This window comes from Massilia sp. 9096 (genome assembly GCF_000745265.1).
In the GTDB taxonomy this organism is placed as follows: Bacteria; Pseudomonadota; Gammaproteobacteria; order Burkholderiales; family Burkholderiaceae_D; genus Telluria.
Genome location: NZ_JQNN01000001.1, coordinates 2325808 through 2341035 on the forward strand (window position 1 = coordinate 2325808; position 15228 = coordinate 2341035).

Here is a 15228-nt window from a genome sequence, read left to right on the forward strand (position 1 = left end):
GTTCGTTGGTGGCGATTCCGTTGATGTCTTGGGCAGCGACAGGGACTGCAAACAGGCAGCCGAGGATCGGAAGCCAATGAGATCGTGCTAACTGGGAGTACATTAATATTTCCATGTGGAAACGATTCGGCGCAAGTATAGCGACCGAAAGTCCCAGTGAAAATATGTTTTTAGCGCTTCGTCAGCAGCGACGATGCGCTGTACTTACGCAGCTTCGCGATCAGCTGCTTAGGCGAGAATGCGTGAGAATCGCGATTTGATGGTGAATTGCATATAAATGGGTATACACGCTGAGTTTCAGCTCACGTCAGCCCGCAACTACGCCATCAGTGCCGTTTCTACGAATAAAATTCCCCAACGTGAGAATCGACGTATATTGCAACTACGACAAGCACAAGTTATGACGGATGTATGTCAGGCAATGCATTGTCGTGTTTGGCCCACACTCGTGCTGAGTTGAACTGACAGCGGAATCACGTCGTAAACTAGTCTACTCCGTTACGTGATGGTAACCACCCACGACAGGGAGACCCGGAAACGTACCATCGCCAAATTGCGATGCCAGGTTGCGATATCACTGTGCTATAAGCCTGAAAGGTAAGCACTAGCCCATGGACAAGCAGAAGCAGTCCACCCGGTTCGCCAGACCGCAGCAGGCTGACAGGCTAACCAACGGCTTATCGATTCAGCGCATGGGCGACGCGAACGACGACAGATAGGTACCTGAGGAGAATCAGAACTTGGGTGTATGCGAGGAGATAGGATGGAGGCGAGGACGGGAGTCGAACCCGTCTAGACGGCTTTGCAGGCCGTTTCAGGCTTTACCAATCAAAGAGTTAAGCTAGCACCGCAGTTTTGCACCACATGAGTTCGCTAATTGCGGCGTTTCCGAGGGCACAAGCGGAGTCAGCATCCTGCCGGCGCAGTCACCACCCCGGCTTCATCGACGACTACGGGAGATAAAGGTAAGCCGTCATGTCGCGCGCCTCCGCCCGGGTAACGTCCAGCTCCGGCATGGCGCTCTTCGGATTGATCGCGCGCGGATGCATGATCCACTGCTCCAGGTTGGCCGCGCTGTTGGGCAGCATGCCGCCGACGAAGCTTCTTTCGCGGATGTCCTTCAGCGACGGACCCACCTGGCTGCGCTCGTGTGTGACACCCTTGATCACGTGGCAGGCGGCACAGCCGTAGCGGTCGAGCAGCTGCTGGCCAACCCGCGGGTTGCCGCCGCTGAGCGGTTCGAACGCGGGTGGTTTCGAGCAGCCGCCCAGCGCGGCGATGAAAACGATCGCGAGCAGCCGCTTCATCGTTGCGCTCCCAGCGCCGTCGCGCGGCGTTGCGGCGCCTGCCCCAGCCAGCGCGCGCACAGCACCAGGCCGGCCGCGACGTACGACAGGCCGCCCGGGATCCACATGATCAGGCCGCCGAGCTGCTGGTCTTCCAGCGCGGTGAGGCCGAATGCCTGGGCTTTGCTGCCGTAGTACGGATACCAGACCGCTTCCGACATCGTGAACAGCGCCCCGAGCGCGCCGGTGTGCATCATGGTCGTGAACAGGTAGACGATGGACGCGCCGCGCGAATTGTGCACGCCGTGCCTGCCCAACACCGCCCACCAGAACAGCAAGGCGGAAAACAGGAAGCAGAAGTGCTGCAGCGCGTGGATGCCGTTACTGGCCAGCGCGTACTGGAAGGTCGCCGGCACGTGCCACATCCACAGGGCCGCGAAGTGCAGCAGTCAGGCGCTGAGCGGCCGCGTGAGGCTGCCCCAGGCCGCCGTCACGGCGCCGTTGCGGGTCGCGCTGCCAATGCGCCGGCGCCAGGCGTGCGGGAAGGCTGCCGATGTTCGACGCCACCTGGGTCACCTGGTTGCTGTTGTCGTTGTGCTTTTCGTCGTGGTAGCCGGCGAAGCGCTCGGTGTCGGAAACGACCACCTTGGCCACCGCCTTGTCGTCGCTCTTGTTGGCGTTCTGTGCCGTGTCCTGCGCGCTGGTGATGGTCAGGTTGCGCGCCGCGCTGATCGACAGATCGTCTTCCGACACCACGTTGGCGCCCTTCAGGGTGATGTTGCCGGTCTGCGTTGCCAGGGTGGCGCTGCCGCCCACCGACAGCTTGGTGCCGGTCACGGTGTCGGTCGCGCCGCTGCCGTCGCCCTTGTTGTGCAAGGTGCCGACCATCATCGCAGAGCGGTTGTCGAAGCTGAAGCCGGACTCTTTCGAATCCCGCGACTTGCTTCCCGTGGTCAGGTCTTCCGCAGCGGCGAGGTCGGAAGCCACCACTTGCAGCGTTTCGCCGGGCTTCAGTTTCGCGCTGCTGTTCTATGCGGAGGGAGACGGTGGGGCTTTGTTGCGTCACCGCTTCTTCGCTTCTTTTCGCGGTGCTGCTCGATTTGCGCTAGCCGATACTAAGCATAGGCTCACCGTGAGGCAGCCGGTCAGCCAATATCGATTCTTCTACATCCCTAACTTGCCCCCCATCGCCAAATAACTATCTAGCGCCATTTCGCCCGAGGTTTCAAACTCAACCTCAAAGGTCTCGGGTGGCTGTGACGGGTCACCAAGGTCAGCGGTCAAGAATGCAGAATAGTTTTGCAGGGCCTCAGCAATCTGTGCTCGAGTTAGGAACACCTTCATGTTCTCATCAAATTCACATTCAATGTACACATGCTCACCAATTGCTCGCACATGGTGGGCGTTACCAGTGCCAAGGTATCCACCGTCCAATTCGCCCGTCGCCACAGCATTGAATTGTGCAAGCCAATCGTTAATTGAATCTTGTCCTCGCGTTAGATCGTCTGACATCCACGCCGCAATTTCCTTTGCCCCCTCGACGGTGCTTCCTATCCCATGTCGATTCAACATAGGATTCCAAATAACTGCAATTCTAGTTTTCATTTTTTCCTCGGATTGTATACTGACCAGGCAGTAGCTCCTGTGCCGGCGGGCTTACCATAATATCCCATGATCGGAACCCCGCTTGGCGATGTTCCCATCCATTGACTCGAATTAGCGGGATTGGGGACAGAATTCTTGAAAGCCCCCTCAATTTCCAAAGTCACCTGACGCTTACTCCAAGTCTCAGGGTAAAACGATGTTTCGGCCTTTTTCGGAACCCATTGACCAGTGTCAGGATCTCGCACTTCGATCCTTCCAACGCTAACTCCGTTTGCGTCCGCTTCGCCAATAACCTCAGTTACTCGCACCGACGATGAACGAAGATAGTGCCCGCCAGTTCCAACTTTCGAACCATCCTTAAGCGTATTTACTTCGCCGTCCAAAATATGATCAAAACGAACATCAGCGGTGACTGTAGGCTTTCCTGCCTGTTCCTGCACCAGTTCAAATGGCGTAGGAGACGGCTTAAATGACTCGAGGTATTGCCCAGGAACGTAATCATCTCCAAGCGGAGACAAGACGTTACCATTTGACACATTCTTAGTTGTCGCCGCCGGAATTTTGATCACTCCATTGGACAGAGCCGCTTCGGCAGCCCACGGAGTCATCCCGAGCACACCGTTGAGCATCTCGCCCATTCCTGGCGACACACCCATAATGTTCGACACCAGTTTGCCCCCAAGCGTTGCTGTCGAGCGCCCGGTCCATACAGTTGTGGTCCCGGCTGCCAGCTGGTCGGCACTCCAGCCTGCCCCCATCAAGCCAAGAGCAGCGGCACCACATCCCAAGCCAAATGTTTCAGGGCAAGCGGCTCCGCCTGCAGCAATCAAGCCGCTACTTGCTGTGCCAACCGCTAATCCGCCAAGCGCTTGTCCCCCACCGGCGAGGCGCGTGGTGATGCCATAGGTATTATTCCAGCGCTTGAGAGCATCAATACCAGCGTCACCGCCCAGATAGTTGGAGTCGTAGGTAAATAGGCGCATGCCCCGTGCTCCGACTTGCTTCGACAACAAATCTCGCTCCGCCTTGAACGCATCACTATTGCCAAGATCCTCAAGCGCCTTGGTTTCAATATATTCTTTGCTTCCGATAGCGAACTCAGCAGAACATTGGGTCAAGGCACAGGACGCAATCAGCAGACGGCCTTCCTTTTTAGTGTCGTTCTTCGCAAGCTCGTGAATGCGCGCTTTCTCGTTGTCATGCAACTGACGATTGAATGTGTCGACCGTGTTTGCAGCACCTCCACCTTGGGCCGCCGCCAATAGCCCATCTCCGCTTGCCGTTTGGCCAAGCGCGCTGGCAGCGGCGGCGCCTGCCAGCATGCCGCCAACAACCGCACCTGTGTTTTGGTACGCATTAACAAATGCTGCGCGCTTCTCGCCTGTCAACCCCAGCTTATCAGCTTCCGCATTGCCCAACTGCGCGGCCAACTGCTGGCCCAGATTGCCACCAACAACGCCGGCGGCACTGTCCACCGCACCGGCCTGGCCATTGGCCAAGCTGCCCAGCATGCCCTGTGTGGCTGCATGCAGACCGACTCGAAAGATGCCATTGTCTGCCCAATTGGTAACTGTTGCGGCTGCGTCCTTAGCCTTGGCCGTATATTCGGCCTCGGCGGCAGAGTCATTGTTTTTATGGGCATCCTCCGCCAGCTTGGTGTATTTCAGCACGTCATCCGACGCCTGGCCTGCCAATCGATTGGCGATGTCGTCGACGGTCTTCGCAACCGCTGGTCCGGCCGCGTTGGCCGCAATTGTGCCGCTGTTTTGTCCGGCCAAACTGCCGACCAGAATTTGAACACCGGCATTCAACGCAAGGTTATACGTGCCACCAGGAGCCCAGCCTTGCAGCGTCTTGTCAGCATCCGCTTTCGCTGTTGTTGCGGCGGCCTTTTGCTCGGCCGTGCTGTTTGGATTGTCCAGAACCTCTTGCGCAGCCACTTTATCGCTTGCGGCCGACTTGCTCGCGCTGTTCGCCCAGTCGCCAATCGCTTGCTTGCTGGTCGCGATCACGGTGCCGGCAGCGGCCGACATGGCTTGCTGCTCTTTCAGCATCTTCTGCAGGTCAGGCAGCTGGTCGAGGCCGGTGTTGGCCTTGCTTGCGTCGGTGTTGATGCCCAGGTCCTTGACCGAATTGGTCGTCACGCCGCCGATGGTGATCTTCCCCTCGGTGACGGTGGCGTAGGTGGTGGAGCTGTCGCTGCCATTCTGGATCAATGGCAGACCTGGGGTCACGTTGCCGCTGGTGCGGGTGCCGAACAGCTGCTGCTGGTCGTTAGGCTTGGTGTTGCCTTTGGAGTCTTTATCGCCTTCACCACTGCCGCCTCCGATACTGCCGGCCAGGCTGACGTTGCTGGCCGAGTAGTTCATCTTGTTTTCGATGTTGGACGTGGTCAGCTTGTTGGTCGTCAGTTCGGAGTCGACCTTATTGGTGCTTGCGATGGCGCCGCCCTTCAGGTCGACCGTGTCGGCCTTGACGTGGTAACCGCCGTCGCCGGCGAACAGGCCCGATTGCTGACCGACCACGGCGGAACTGCCGCTGCCCTTTTGCTGCGACACGTTACCCGAGGCGTCCCACGCCGTGCCGAACGAGACCTGCACGCGCGCGCCAGCCGAGGTCTGGCTGCTCTCCTCCTTCGTAGTGTCCTGCAGGCTTTCAATGGCCAGTTTGCCACCCACATCCGCATCGATGGTGTTGGCGGTCGCTGTGGCACCTTTCAGCGTGGTGTCGCCTTTGCTGTGGAGGTTGATCGTGTCAGCCTTGAGCTGGGTGGTGTTGTTGGTCGTGGCATCGCTGTTATTGTGGCCATTGGCGACGCTGACCGTGGCATACGCATACACACCGGTCCGTTCGCCGATTTCGTAGCCGCCCCCCACTTCCGCTCCGGCGCTGTGGTTCTTGCCGTCGCTGTGGGTGGTGCTCTGGCTGGCGTCCAGCAGGATGTTCTTCGCCGCGTCCAGGCTCAGGGTCTTGCCTGCACCCAGCGTAGCGCCGGTGGCGTGGATATCGCCTTCGGTGGCGGTCAAGTTGACGTTGCCGCCACCGCTGATCGAGCTGCCTGCAGCGGTGCTGCCATTGCTGTTGTTGGAGCTATTGCTGCTTGCGAAGCCGATGCCTGCTTCGCCCTTGATCAGCTCACCCTTCGCACCTTCGCCCGTCAACCCCATCGCAGCGGCGGCCTGGTAGCCGTTCGATGCCGCGGCCATGCCCTGCATCGCTTTCAGGCGATCGTCGGATTTGCGTGCTGCCTCCACGTTGTTGACCAGGTCGATCAGCGGCGAGCTGACTCGGGCGAAGACCCCGACCTTCAGGCTGCTGTCGGCGCTCTGGTTGCTGCCGGTATTCTGCAGCGCCGTGATGTCGATCGATTTGGCGGTGATGTTGACGTCATTTTTTGCCAGCACATTGCTGGCGGCCTGGGTGTATTTATCGCCCGCCGTCAGCGTCACGTCGCCGTTAAGGCTGGAGACGTTCGACGCCACCTGGGTGACCTGGTTGCTGTCATCGAGGTGCTTTTCGTTGTGGTAGCCGGCGAAGCGCTCGGTGTCGGACACGACCACCTTGCCCACCGCCTTGTCGTCGCTCTTGTTGGCGTTCTGTGCCGTGTCCTGCGCGCTGGTGATGGTCAGGTTACGCGCCGCGCTGATCGACAGATCGCCTTCCGACACCACGTTGGCGCCCTTCAGGGTGATGTCGCCGGTCTGCGTTGCCAGGGTGGCGCCGCCGCCCACCGACAGCTTGGTGCCGGTCACGGTTTCGGTCGCGCCGCTGCCGTCGCCCTTGTTGTGCAAGGTGCCGACCATCATCGCAGAGCGGTTGTCGAAGCTGAAGCCGGACTCTTTCGAATCCCGCGACTTGCTTCCCGTGGTCAGGTCTTCCGCAGCGGCGGGGTCGGAAGCCAACACTTGCAGCGTTTCGCCGGGCTTCAGTTTCGCGCTGCTGTTCTATGCGGAGACGCTGGGGCTTTGTTGCGTCACCGCTTCTTCGCTTCTTTTCGCGGTGCTGCTCGATTTGCGCTAGCCGATACTAAGCATAGGCTCACCGTGAGGCAGCCGGTCAGCCAATATCGATTCTTCTACATCCCTAACTTGCCCCCCATCGCCAAATAACTATCTAGCGCCATTTCGCCAGAGGTTTCAAACTCAACCTCAAAGGTCTCGGGTGGCTGTGACGGGTCACCAAGGTCAGCGGTCAAGAATGCAGAATAGTTTTGCAGGGCCTCAGCAATCTGTGCTCGAGTTAGGAATACCTTCATGTTCTCATCAAATTCACATTCAATGTACACATGCTCACCAATTGCTCGCACATGGTGGGCGTTACCAGTGCCAAGGTATCCACCGTCCAATTCGCCCGTCGCCACAGCATTGAATTGTGCAAGCCAATCGTTAATTGAATCTTGTCCTCGCGTTAGATCGTCTGACATCCACGCCGCAATTTCCTTTGCCCCCTCGACGGTGCTTCCTATCCCATGTCGATTCAACATAGGATTCCAAATAACTGCAATTCTAGTTTTCATTTTTTCCTCGGATTGTATACTGGCCAGGCAGTAGCTCCTGTGCCGGCGGGCTTACCATAATATCCCATGATCGGAACCCCGCTTGGCGATGTTCCCATCCATTGACTCGAATTAGCGGGATTGGGGACAGAATTCTTGAAAGCCCCCTCAATTTCCAAAGTCACCTGACGCTTACTCCAAGTCTCAGGGTAAAACGATGTTTCGGCCTTTTTCGGAACCCATTGACCAGTGTCAGGATCTCGCACTTCGATCCTTCCAACGCTAACTCCGTTTGCGTCCGCTTCGCCAATAACCTCAGTTACTCGCACCGACGATGAACGAAGATAGTGCCCGCCAGTTCCAACTTTCGAACCATCCTTAAGCGTATTTACTCCGCCGTCCAAAATATGATCATAACGGACATCAGCGGTGACTGTAGGCTTTCCTGCCTGTTCCTGCACCAGTTCAAATTGGCCTTCCCCCATCGTCACGGACACTTCCGTTAGGCGCATTTTAGATTTTCAAACTGTACCGGGCTGATGTAGCCGATAGTGGAATGACGCCGGCGTGGATTGTAGAACCTTTCGATATAGTCGAACACATCGGCACGTAAATCATCCCTGGTCCGGTAGTGCTTTTTGCTTAAGCGCTCAGTCTTGAGCGTCGAGAAGAAACTCTCCATTGCAGCGTTGTCCCAGCAATTACCGCGTCGACTCATGCTGCAAACGATGCCGTGAGACTCGAGCAAGCGCTGGAAATCCTCACTCGTGTATTGCGAGCCCTGGTCGGAGTGATGCACCACTGCACGAGGACGGCCGCGTCGGAAAATTGCCATTAGCAGAGCATCCATCACCAGTTGTGCCGTCATCGTCGGCTGCATCGACCAGCCCACCACACGCCGCGAATACAGGTCGAGGACAACAGCGACAAACAGCCAGCCTTCGCCAGTCCACACATAAGTAAAGTCGGCCGCCCATTTCTGGTTCGGCCCTGTCGCTTCAAACTGCCGGTCCAACAGATTCGGCGCGATGGCGTGGACTGGCGAATCGAGCTGTCCTGGCGCACGACGTCGCTTGTGGCGGGCCTTGATGCCGGCCGCTTTCATCAGTCGCGCTACGCGGTTCTCGCTGCAGGACAAACCGGCGTCGATAAGGTCTCGCACTACCCGCGGTGAACCATATGTGCCATCGCTGGCATCAAAGCTGTGCTTGATTGCCTTGAGAAGCTGGGCATTCTCGCGTTCATGCGCACTTGCAGGCCGTCCAAGCCAGTCGTAAAAACCGCTGCTCGATACGCCGAGTAGACGGCACATCATTCGCGTTGGCCAGATGGTTCGATATTTGGCGATGAAGCCGTACTTCACTTGAGGTCGGCTGCGAAGTAGCCGAGCGCCTTTTTTAATATGTCGCGCTCCGTCTTGACCTTCGCCAGCTCGCGTCGCATACGCTCGTATTCCTGGGCCGACACTTTCTCGCTCCGGAAGGCGACCTCTGCATCGACGTCGGCATCTCTGCACCACCGTCCCAGCAAATTGGCGCCAATGCCAAGGTCACGGGCTATCGCCGCCTTGCTCGCACCAGGCTGGCCTACCAGCTTGACTGCTTCGCGCTTAAACTCTTCTGAAAATACCCGTCTTTCACGTGCCATGTAATACCTCCGATAGGGACATCATACCTATCGAAAGTGTCCGTCGTGGTGGGGGAAGGCCACCCATGGCCAAGCAGGAACAGTCCACCCGGTTCGCCAGGCCGTAGCAGGCTGACAGGCTAACCAACGGCTTATCGATTCAGCGCATGGGCGACGCGAACGACGACAGATAGGTACCTGAGGAGAATCAGAACTTGGGTGTATGCGAGGAGATAGGATGGAGGCGAGGACGGGAGTCGAACCCGTCTAGACGGCTTTGCAGGCCGCTGCATAACCGCTTTGCTACCTCGCCCGAGGTGAACTTTGACGATGCTGACATGGCGGGTTATCGACCACATCAACATGAGAAGGCTGGGCTTCTCTGAATCTGGAGCGGGAGAAGAGTCTCGAACTCTCGACCTCAACCTTGGCAAGGTTGCGCTCTACCAACTGAGCTACTCCCGCTTAGGAGTACTACCAATCACTGCATGACGACCATTGGAGCGGGAGAAGAGTCTCGAACTCTCGACCTCAACCTTGGCAAGGTTGCGCTCTACCAACTGAGCTACTCCCGCTTAGGAGCGAATCGCCATTTCGTAAAACACTGGAGCGGGAGAAGAGTCTCGAACTCTCGACCTCAACCTTGGCAAGGTTGCGCTCTACCAACTGAGCTACTCCCGCATTGGAGTCTTACCTTTACTACGCCTTACTGCTTTGCGCCAGCATCGACCTGCATCGAGTGGAGCGGGAGAAGAGTCTCGAACTCTCGACCTCAACCTTGGCAAGGTTGCGCTCTACCAACTGAGCTACTCCCGCTTCGCTGGAACTTGAGATTATCTCAGAATTCTTATTATTTTCCAAGACAACCTTTTTGTCGTATCGACCACAGCCTGGCAAACGCTGGAGCGGGAGAAGAGTCTCGAACTCTCGACCTCAACCTTGGCAAGGTTGCGCTCTACCAACTGAGCTACTCCCGCTTCGTTTGCTTGCTGCGCTGTGTCTCGCAACAGGGGGGCATTATAGAGATGCTGAGCAGTGTGTCAAGGATGACTTAATTGAACTCAGCAATCGTTTTACATGGGCCCCGCCTTCTCCTTGATCAGCGGCCAGGCGCGGCGCAGGTAGTAGAACATCGACCAGACCGTCAGCACGCCGGCGATCCACAGCAGGATGGTGCCGGACAGCTGCATGTCGATCACACTGAACAGCCTGTCGTGGAACAGCAGCATCGGGATCGCGACCATCTGCGCGGCGGTCTTGATCTTGCCCAGCGAGCTGACCGCGACCGACTTGCGTGCGCCGATCTCGGCCATCCATTCGCGCAACGCCGAGATCGTGATCTCGCGGCCGATGATGATGAAGCTGATGATCGCATCCACCCTGCCCAGCTGCATCAGCACCAGCAGCGCGCCGGCCACCATCAGCTTGTCGGCGACCGGGTCGAGGAAGGCGCCGAAGGCCGAGGTCTCGTTCCAGCGCCGCGCCAGGTAGCCGTCGAACCAGTCGGTGACGGCGGCGACGATGAAGATGACGGTGGCCGCCAGGTTGCGGTCGGGCTCGGCAAGCACGTGGTCGGGCAAATAGAAAATGCCGACGACCAAGGGAATGAGCGCGACGCGCAGCCAGGTCAGGAGAATCGGGATGTTGAAAGGCATGGATGGGAACGTGAAGCGTGATCGGCGAAAGCCCATGTTGTTGAGTTGCTAGCGCCGCTAGTCTACATGGCTATTGCCGTTTAAACCAGTTGAGCCCAGCCGCGCGCGCCTGCGTAAACATACGGGCAGAAACGGAGATGGTTCTAACGAGCCCCCACGGGCTCGTTAGTCCCCGGACTCGTTAGCCCGCTGACTCGTTAGTGCAGCTGCCGGTAGATCTCTTCCGCCAGCGTGCTCGAGATGCCCTCCACCGACATCAGGTCCTCGACGCTGGCGTCGATCACGCCGCGCAGGCCGCCGAAGCGCGCCAGCAGCTTCTGGCGGCGCTTGGCGCCGATGCCCTCGATCTCTTCCAGCCGCGACGCCTGGCGCGCCTTGGCGCGTTTGGCGCGCATGCCGGTGATCGCGAAGCGGTGTGCTTCGTCACGGATCATCGCCACCAGCATCAGCGCCGCCGATTCCTTGCCGAGTTCCTGCGCCGGACGGCCATCGGCGAAGATCAGCGTCTCCAGGCCGACCCGGCGGCCCTCGCCCTTGGCCACGCCGACGATGTTCGACACGTCCAGGCCGAGCTCGGAAAACACCTGGCGCGCCATCTCGACCTGGCCCTTGCCGCCGTCGATCAGCGCGATGTCGGGCATCACGCCCTCGCCGCCCGCGACCTTTTCGTAGCGCCGCATCAAGACCTGGCGCATCGCCGCGTAATCGTCGCCGGGCGTGATGTCGTTGATGTTGTAGCGGCGGTATTCGCCGTTCTGCATCTGGTGATGGTGGAACACCACGCACGAGGCCTGGGTCGCTTCGCCGGCCGTGTGGCTGATGTCGAAGCACTCGATGCGGATCGCCTCGAGGTCTTCGCTGTCCAGGCCGAGCACCTCCGCCAGCGCGCGCGTGCGCGACTGCTGCGAACCCTGCTCCGACAGCAGTCGCGCCAGCGAGATCTCGGCGCCCTTCTGCGCCAGCTCGAGCCACTGGCGGCGCTGGCCCTGCGGCTGGAACACCAGGTTGATGCGGTGGCCACACTGCTCGGTCAGCGCCATGACCAGTTCGGGCATGTCGAAGTCGATGTTCAGGATCAGCGTGCCCGGGATGAACTTGTCGGCGTAGTGCTGGGCCAGGAAAGCCGACAGGACGTCGACTTCGATCGCGCTTTCCTTCAATTCCTCGCCCAGCGCCGTGGCCTGGCTGGCAGCCTCGCCGATGCCCTCGCCGACCTGGGTCGGGAAGTAGGCGCGGTCGCCCAGGTGGCGTCCGCCGCGCACCATCGCCAGATTGACGCAGGCGCGTCCGCCCTGCACCACCACGGCGATGACGTCGACGTCGGCGTCGCCGACCGTCTCCATGCTTTGCGCGTGCAGCACTTTCGACAATGCCTGGATCTGGTTACGCACCGCCGCGGCCTGTTCGAACTTCAGGTTCTCGGCGAACACCAGCATCTTCTTTTCCAGCTCGGCCATCACCTCGCTCTGACGCCCGCGCAGGAACTTGGCGGCGTTGTCGACGTCGCGCTGGTAGTCCTCGTTCGAGACCAGGTCGACGCACGGTCCGCTGCAGCGCCCGATCTGGTGCAGCAGGCAGGGCCGCGTACGGTTGTGGAATACGCTGTCCTCGCAGGTGCGCAGCTTGAACACCTTCTGCAGCAGCTGCATCGATTCCTTGACCGCCCAGGCGCTCGGGAACGGCCCGAAGTACTGGTTCTTCTTGTCGAGCGCACCGCGGTAATAGGCCATGCGCGGGAAGTCCCCGCCCGACAGTTTCAGGTAGGGGTACGACTTGTCATCACGGAACAGGATGTTGTAGCGCGGCTTGAGCGTCTTGATCAGGTTGTTTTCCAGGATCAGCGCTTCGGCCTCGCTGTGCGTCACCGAGGTTTCCAGGCGCGCGATCTGCGACACCATCATCGCGATGCGCGGGCTCGACAGGTTCTTCTGGAAGTAGCTCGAGACCCGGTTCTTGAGGTTGCGCGCCTTGCCGACGTACAGGACCCGGTCCTCGGCGTCGAAATACCGGTACACGCCCGGCAGGCCCGGCAACTTGGCGACCGTCGCCAGCACCTGTTCGCGCGCCCCCTCGCTGGGGCGCACTGGGGATTCCGCATCCTTCGTCATCGTCGCGATCAACTCCTCTCTGACGGCACGCCGGGCGTCCGGACGCAAGCGCGGCCGGATCTGCGGCGGCGGGGTCGGCGCCGGCTGGGCGCGCGGCGTGGACCTTGTCCGGGCGCGCGGCTTGCCGTTCTTGCTAACTGTTTTGCCAACTGCGTTGTCGTTCGTGGTGGTGGGCGTCTCGAATCCGGCTTCCTGGTGCAATCCTGCTTCGACTTCCTTGCTCACTTGCCTCGCTCACTCACCACATGCAACCGCAATCGACTACGTGGACCCATCCTCCGGCGCCTGGGTGACGATCACGAAGGCGACGCCGTAGTCGGCTTCGTCGCTGATCGTCACCTGGGCGGACAGGCGATGGGTCCGCATGAATTCTTCCAATGCCCCGCTGCACACGATCACCGGCTTGCCGCTCGGCGCGTTGAGCATCTGGGCCGAGCGCCAGGTCATGGGCATGCGCATGCCCAGCCCGATCGCTTTCGAGAACGCCTCCTTGGCGGAGAAGCGCGTGGCCAGGAAACGCAGGCCGCGCACTTCATTCTTGGCGCGGCGGGCGTGGTATTTCACCAGTTCTTCCGGACCGAGGATCTTTTCGGCGAAGCGCTCGCCATTGCGCGCCAGCGCCGCCTCGACGCGCGAGATCTGGACGATGTCGGTGCCGATCCCGTAGATCATCTCAGCCACCGTTCTTGGCGCCGTACTGGACGCCCAGGCGCGCCGCCACCATGATCGCCTTCATCTCGCGCACCGCGTTCTCGAAGCCGGCGAACAGCGCGTGCGCCACGATCGCGTGGCCGATGTTGAGCTCGTGGATCTCGGGGATCGCCGCCACCGGCTGCACGTTGGTGTAATGCAGGCCGTGGCCGGCGTTCACGCGCAGGCCGTGCCTGACGCCGGCGCGCACGCCGACCTTGATACGTTCCAGTTCGTGCGCCAGTTCGGCCTCGTGCTCGGCTTCGGCATAGCGGCCGGTGTGCAGCTCGATCACCGGCGCGCCGACCTGGGCCGCGGCCGCGATCTGCGTCTCGTCCGGATCGATGAACAGCGACACGCGGATGCCCTCGCCTTTCAACTGCTTGATGGCCGCTTCGATTTCCTTCTGGTAGCGGATCACGTCCAGGCCACCCTCGGTGGTGACTTCCTCGCGCCGCTCAGGCACCAGGCACACGTCCTGCGGCTTGACCTTGCAGGCAAAATCGACCATCTCCTGCGTCACGGCCGCTTCCAGGTTCATGCGCGTGGCCAGGGCCGGGCGGATCGCCAGCACGTCGGCGTCCTTGATGTGGCGGCGGTCCTCGCGCAGGTGCAGCGTGATCAGGTCGGCGCCGGCCTGCTCGGCCAGCAGCGCGGCGCGCAGCGGGTCCGGGTAGACGGTGCCGCGCGCGTTGCGCACGGTGGCGATGTGGTCGATGTTCACGCCCAGGTCGATGACGGAACCGATCGGTTGCAGGAAGCTCATGGCGGTATTCTTTTTAAAAGATTGTTTCAAAATGGTCAGGGCCAGGCGCAGCGACGAAGACAGTGCATTTCGCACGGCGAGGAGCTGCAACGCCGCCATGGCCATTTTGAAGCAATTTTAAAGTTGGGACAGGTCGATGAGGATCTGTCTCGTGTTCAAAGGCGCGCCGCCCAGGTGATAGGCCAGCAGGAAGCGCATCAGCTGCTTGCTCTGGGCCTGGGTCTGCGGGTCGCTGTAGTCCTCGCGCTCCATGTCGAGCAGGGTCTTGCCAGACACCACCGGCCAGTTCTCGCCCGGCCCGGCCGTGCGCGCGCCGCGCTCCGGATCGACCACGTACTGGCCGCCGCCTTCGACACGCGCACGGGTGGTGGTGCAGCGGGTCAGGTCGGCGGCGACCCCGGTTTCCTTAAGTAAGGCCCGTTCGAACTTTCGCAAGGTGATCGGTGCAGGTTCGCCGTGGGCCAGTTCGTTCAGCGTCGAGACGTAATGGTCGAACAGCTTCGGATGCGCGTCGTCGCGCGCCAGCAGCTTGACCAGCAGTTCGTTCAGGTAAAAGCCGCACAGCAGCGCCGTCTTCTCCAGCGGCAGCAAGCCGCCGACCCATTCGGCGTCGATCAGCGTGCGCAGCTCGGACTTGCCGGAAAACGACAGCGACAGCGGCTGGAAGGTCTGCAGCACGCCGCGCAGCTTGGACAGCGGCCGCTTGGCGCCCTTGGCCACGACACCGATACGCCCGAAGTCGCGCGTGAACACGTCGACGATCAGGCTGGTTTCCTTGTACGGATAGCTGTGCAGCACGAAGCCGGGCTGGCCAACGATCTTGCCGCCCTCGCGCACGGGCGCGCGCTTGCGTTCCGCGCGCGCAGGCGCGGGCGCGCTCGGCGCCGATGCCGGGGCGGACACGGCGACGGGCAGTGCAGGCGCCGCGGTGTCAGGCTGGTCTTGCGGGAGGTCGTCCGGGCCGGCCATGCGTTGGGTTGTACCTTGAATGGTTGGC

Annotated in this window: 13 protein-coding genes and 6 tRNA genes; all 19 read right to left on the minus strand. The window is 60.3% G+C overall.

Features of this window, described 5'->3' with window-relative positions; translation table 11 throughout:
* Positions 1-950 precede the first annotated feature (950 nt).
* The gene (locus FA90_RS09750) at positions 951-1307 is read right to left on the minus strand and encodes a cytochrome c family protein (RefSeq protein WP_036168372.1); all 357 of its coding nucleotides are present in this window, start codon (positions 1305-1307) and stop codon (positions 951-953) included.
* A complete protein-coding gene (locus tag FA90_RS09755) occupies positions 1304-1702 on the minus strand; it encodes a cytochrome c oxidase assembly protein (protein ID WP_197065276.1) in 399 nt (132 codons plus the stop codon). Before FA90_RS09755 ends, FA90_RS09750 begins: the two co-directional genes overlap by 4 nt.
* A complete protein-coding gene (locus tag FA90_RS24965) occupies positions 1668-2273 on the minus strand; it encodes a hemagglutinin repeat-containing protein (RefSeq protein WP_197065277.1) in 606 nt (201 codons plus the stop codon). The genes FA90_RS09755 and FA90_RS24965 overlap by 35 nt, the downstream gene beginning before the upstream one ends.
* 177 nt (positions 2274-2450) lie before the next feature.
* Positions 2451-2891 (minus strand): hypothetical protein, encoded by a 441-nt coding sequence (locus FA90_RS26330; RefSeq protein WP_156116653.1) that lies wholly within the window; start codon positions 2889-2891, stop codon positions 2451-2453.
* Entirely contained in the window at positions 2888-6793 is a 3906-nt protein-coding gene (locus FA90_RS24970) for a hemagglutinin repeat-containing protein (RefSeq protein WP_156116654.1), read from the minus strand. Before FA90_RS24970 ends, FA90_RS26330 begins: the two co-directional genes overlap by 4 nt.
* A 173-nt stretch (positions 6794-6966) precedes the next feature.
* Positions 6967-7407, minus strand: a complete 441-nt coding sequence (locus FA90_RS26335) for a hypothetical protein (protein ID WP_156116653.1) — start codon at positions 7405-7407, stop codon at positions 6967-6969.
* Positions 7404-7871 (minus strand): EndoU domain-containing protein, encoded by a 468-nt coding sequence (locus tag FA90_RS25595; RefSeq protein ID WP_239701007.1) that lies wholly within the window; start codon positions 7869-7871, stop codon positions 7404-7406. The genes FA90_RS26335 and FA90_RS25595 overlap by 4 nt, the downstream gene beginning before the upstream one ends.
* Positions 7872-7888: 17 nt before the next feature.
* Positions 7889-9033, minus strand: a protein-coding gene (locus tag FA90_RS09775; RefSeq protein ID WP_156116655.1) for an IS3 family transposase whose coding sequence is annotated in 2 segments (ribosomal slippage) — positions 7889-8775 and positions 8775-9033 — 1146 coding nt in all. Because the reading frame shifts where the segments join, the coding sequence is not laid out codon by codon here.
* 218 nt (positions 9034-9251) lie between these two features.
* A tRNA-Cys gene (locus tag FA90_RS09785) sits at positions 9252-9325 on the minus strand.
* 76 nt (positions 9326-9401) lie between these two features.
* Positions 9402-9477 (minus strand) — tRNA-Gly (locus FA90_RS09790).
* Between the two features lie 34 nt (positions 9478-9511).
* Positions 9512-9587: transfer RNA gene (locus FA90_RS09795), tRNA-Gly, on the minus strand.
* A gap of 30 nt (positions 9588-9617) precedes the next feature.
* Positions 9618-9693, minus strand: a tRNA-Gly gene (locus FA90_RS09800).
* A 59-nt stretch (positions 9694-9752) separates the two neighbouring features.
* A tRNA-Gly gene (locus FA90_RS09805) sits at positions 9753-9828 on the minus strand.
* Between the two features lie 85 nt (positions 9829-9913).
* Positions 9914-9989 (minus strand) — tRNA-Gly (locus FA90_RS09810).
* A gap of 96 nt (positions 9990-10085) precedes the next feature.
* A complete protein-coding gene (gene pgsA, locus FA90_RS09815) occupies positions 10086-10667 on the minus strand; it encodes a CDP-diacylglycerol--glycerol-3-phosphate 3-phosphatidyltransferase (protein WP_036168379.1) in 582 nt (193 codons plus the stop codon).
* A gap of 197 nt (positions 10668-10864) precedes the next feature.
* A complete protein-coding gene (gene uvrC, locus FA90_RS09820; RefSeq protein ID WP_051971672.1) occupies positions 10865-12775 on the minus strand; it encodes an excinuclease ABC subunit UvrC in 1911 nt (636 codons plus the stop codon).
* Positions 12776-13036: 261 nt separating this feature from the next.
* Positions 13037-13447 carry a holo-ACP synthase gene (gene acpS, locus FA90_RS09825; protein ID WP_036168381.1) on the minus strand — a complete coding sequence of 137 codons (411 nt, stop codon included), beginning with the start codon at positions 13445-13447 and terminating at the stop codon, positions 13037-13039.
* A gap of 1 nt (position 13448) precedes the next feature.
* Positions 13449-14231 carry a pyridoxine 5'-phosphate synthase gene (gene pdxJ, locus FA90_RS09830; RefSeq protein WP_036175092.1) on the minus strand — a complete coding sequence of 261 codons (783 nt, stop codon included), beginning with the start codon at positions 14229-14231 and terminating at the stop codon, positions 13449-13451.
* Positions 14232-14348: 117 nt separating this feature from the next.
* Positions 14349-15200, minus strand: a complete 852-nt coding sequence (gene recO / locus FA90_RS09835) for a DNA repair protein RecO (RefSeq protein WP_036168383.1) — start codon at positions 15198-15200, stop codon at positions 14349-14351.
* Between the last annotated feature and the right edge of the window lie 28 nt (positions 15201-15228).

Coding starts and splice junctions, on each gene's coding strand:
- FA90_RS26330 (WP_156116653.1), bottom strand. CDS start 2,891: ATGAAAACTAGAATTGCAGTTATTTGGAATCCTATGTTGAATCGACAT.
- FA90_RS26335 (WP_156116653.1), bottom strand. CDS start 7,407: ATGAAAACTAGAATTGCAGTTATTTGGAATCCTATGTTGAATCGACAT.
- FA90_RS09750 (WP_036168372.1), bottom strand. CDS start 1,307: ATGAAGCGGCTGCTCGCGATCGTTTTCATCGCCGCGCTGGGCGGCTGC.
- uvrC (WP_051971672.1), bottom strand. CDS start 12,775: ATGACGAAGGATGCGGAATCCCCAGTGCGCCCCAGCGAGGGGGCGCGC.
- recO (WP_036168383.1), bottom strand. CDS start 15,200: ATGGCCGGCCCGGACGACCTCCCGCAAGACCAGCCTGACACCGCGGCG.
- FA90_RS25595 (WP_239701007.1), bottom strand. CDS start 7,871: ATGGGGGAAGGCCAATTTGAACTGGTGCAGGAACAGGCAGGAAAGCCT.
- acpS (WP_036168381.1), bottom strand. CDS start 13,447: ATGATCTACGGGATCGGCACCGACATCGTCCAGATCTCGCGCGTCGAG.
- pdxJ (WP_036175092.1), bottom strand. CDS start 14,231: ATGAGCTTCCTGCAACCGATCGGTTCCGTCATCGACCTGGGCGTGAAC.
- pgsA (WP_036168379.1), bottom strand. CDS start 10,667: ATGCCTTTCAACATCCCGATTCTCCTGACCTGGCTGCGCGTCGCGCTC.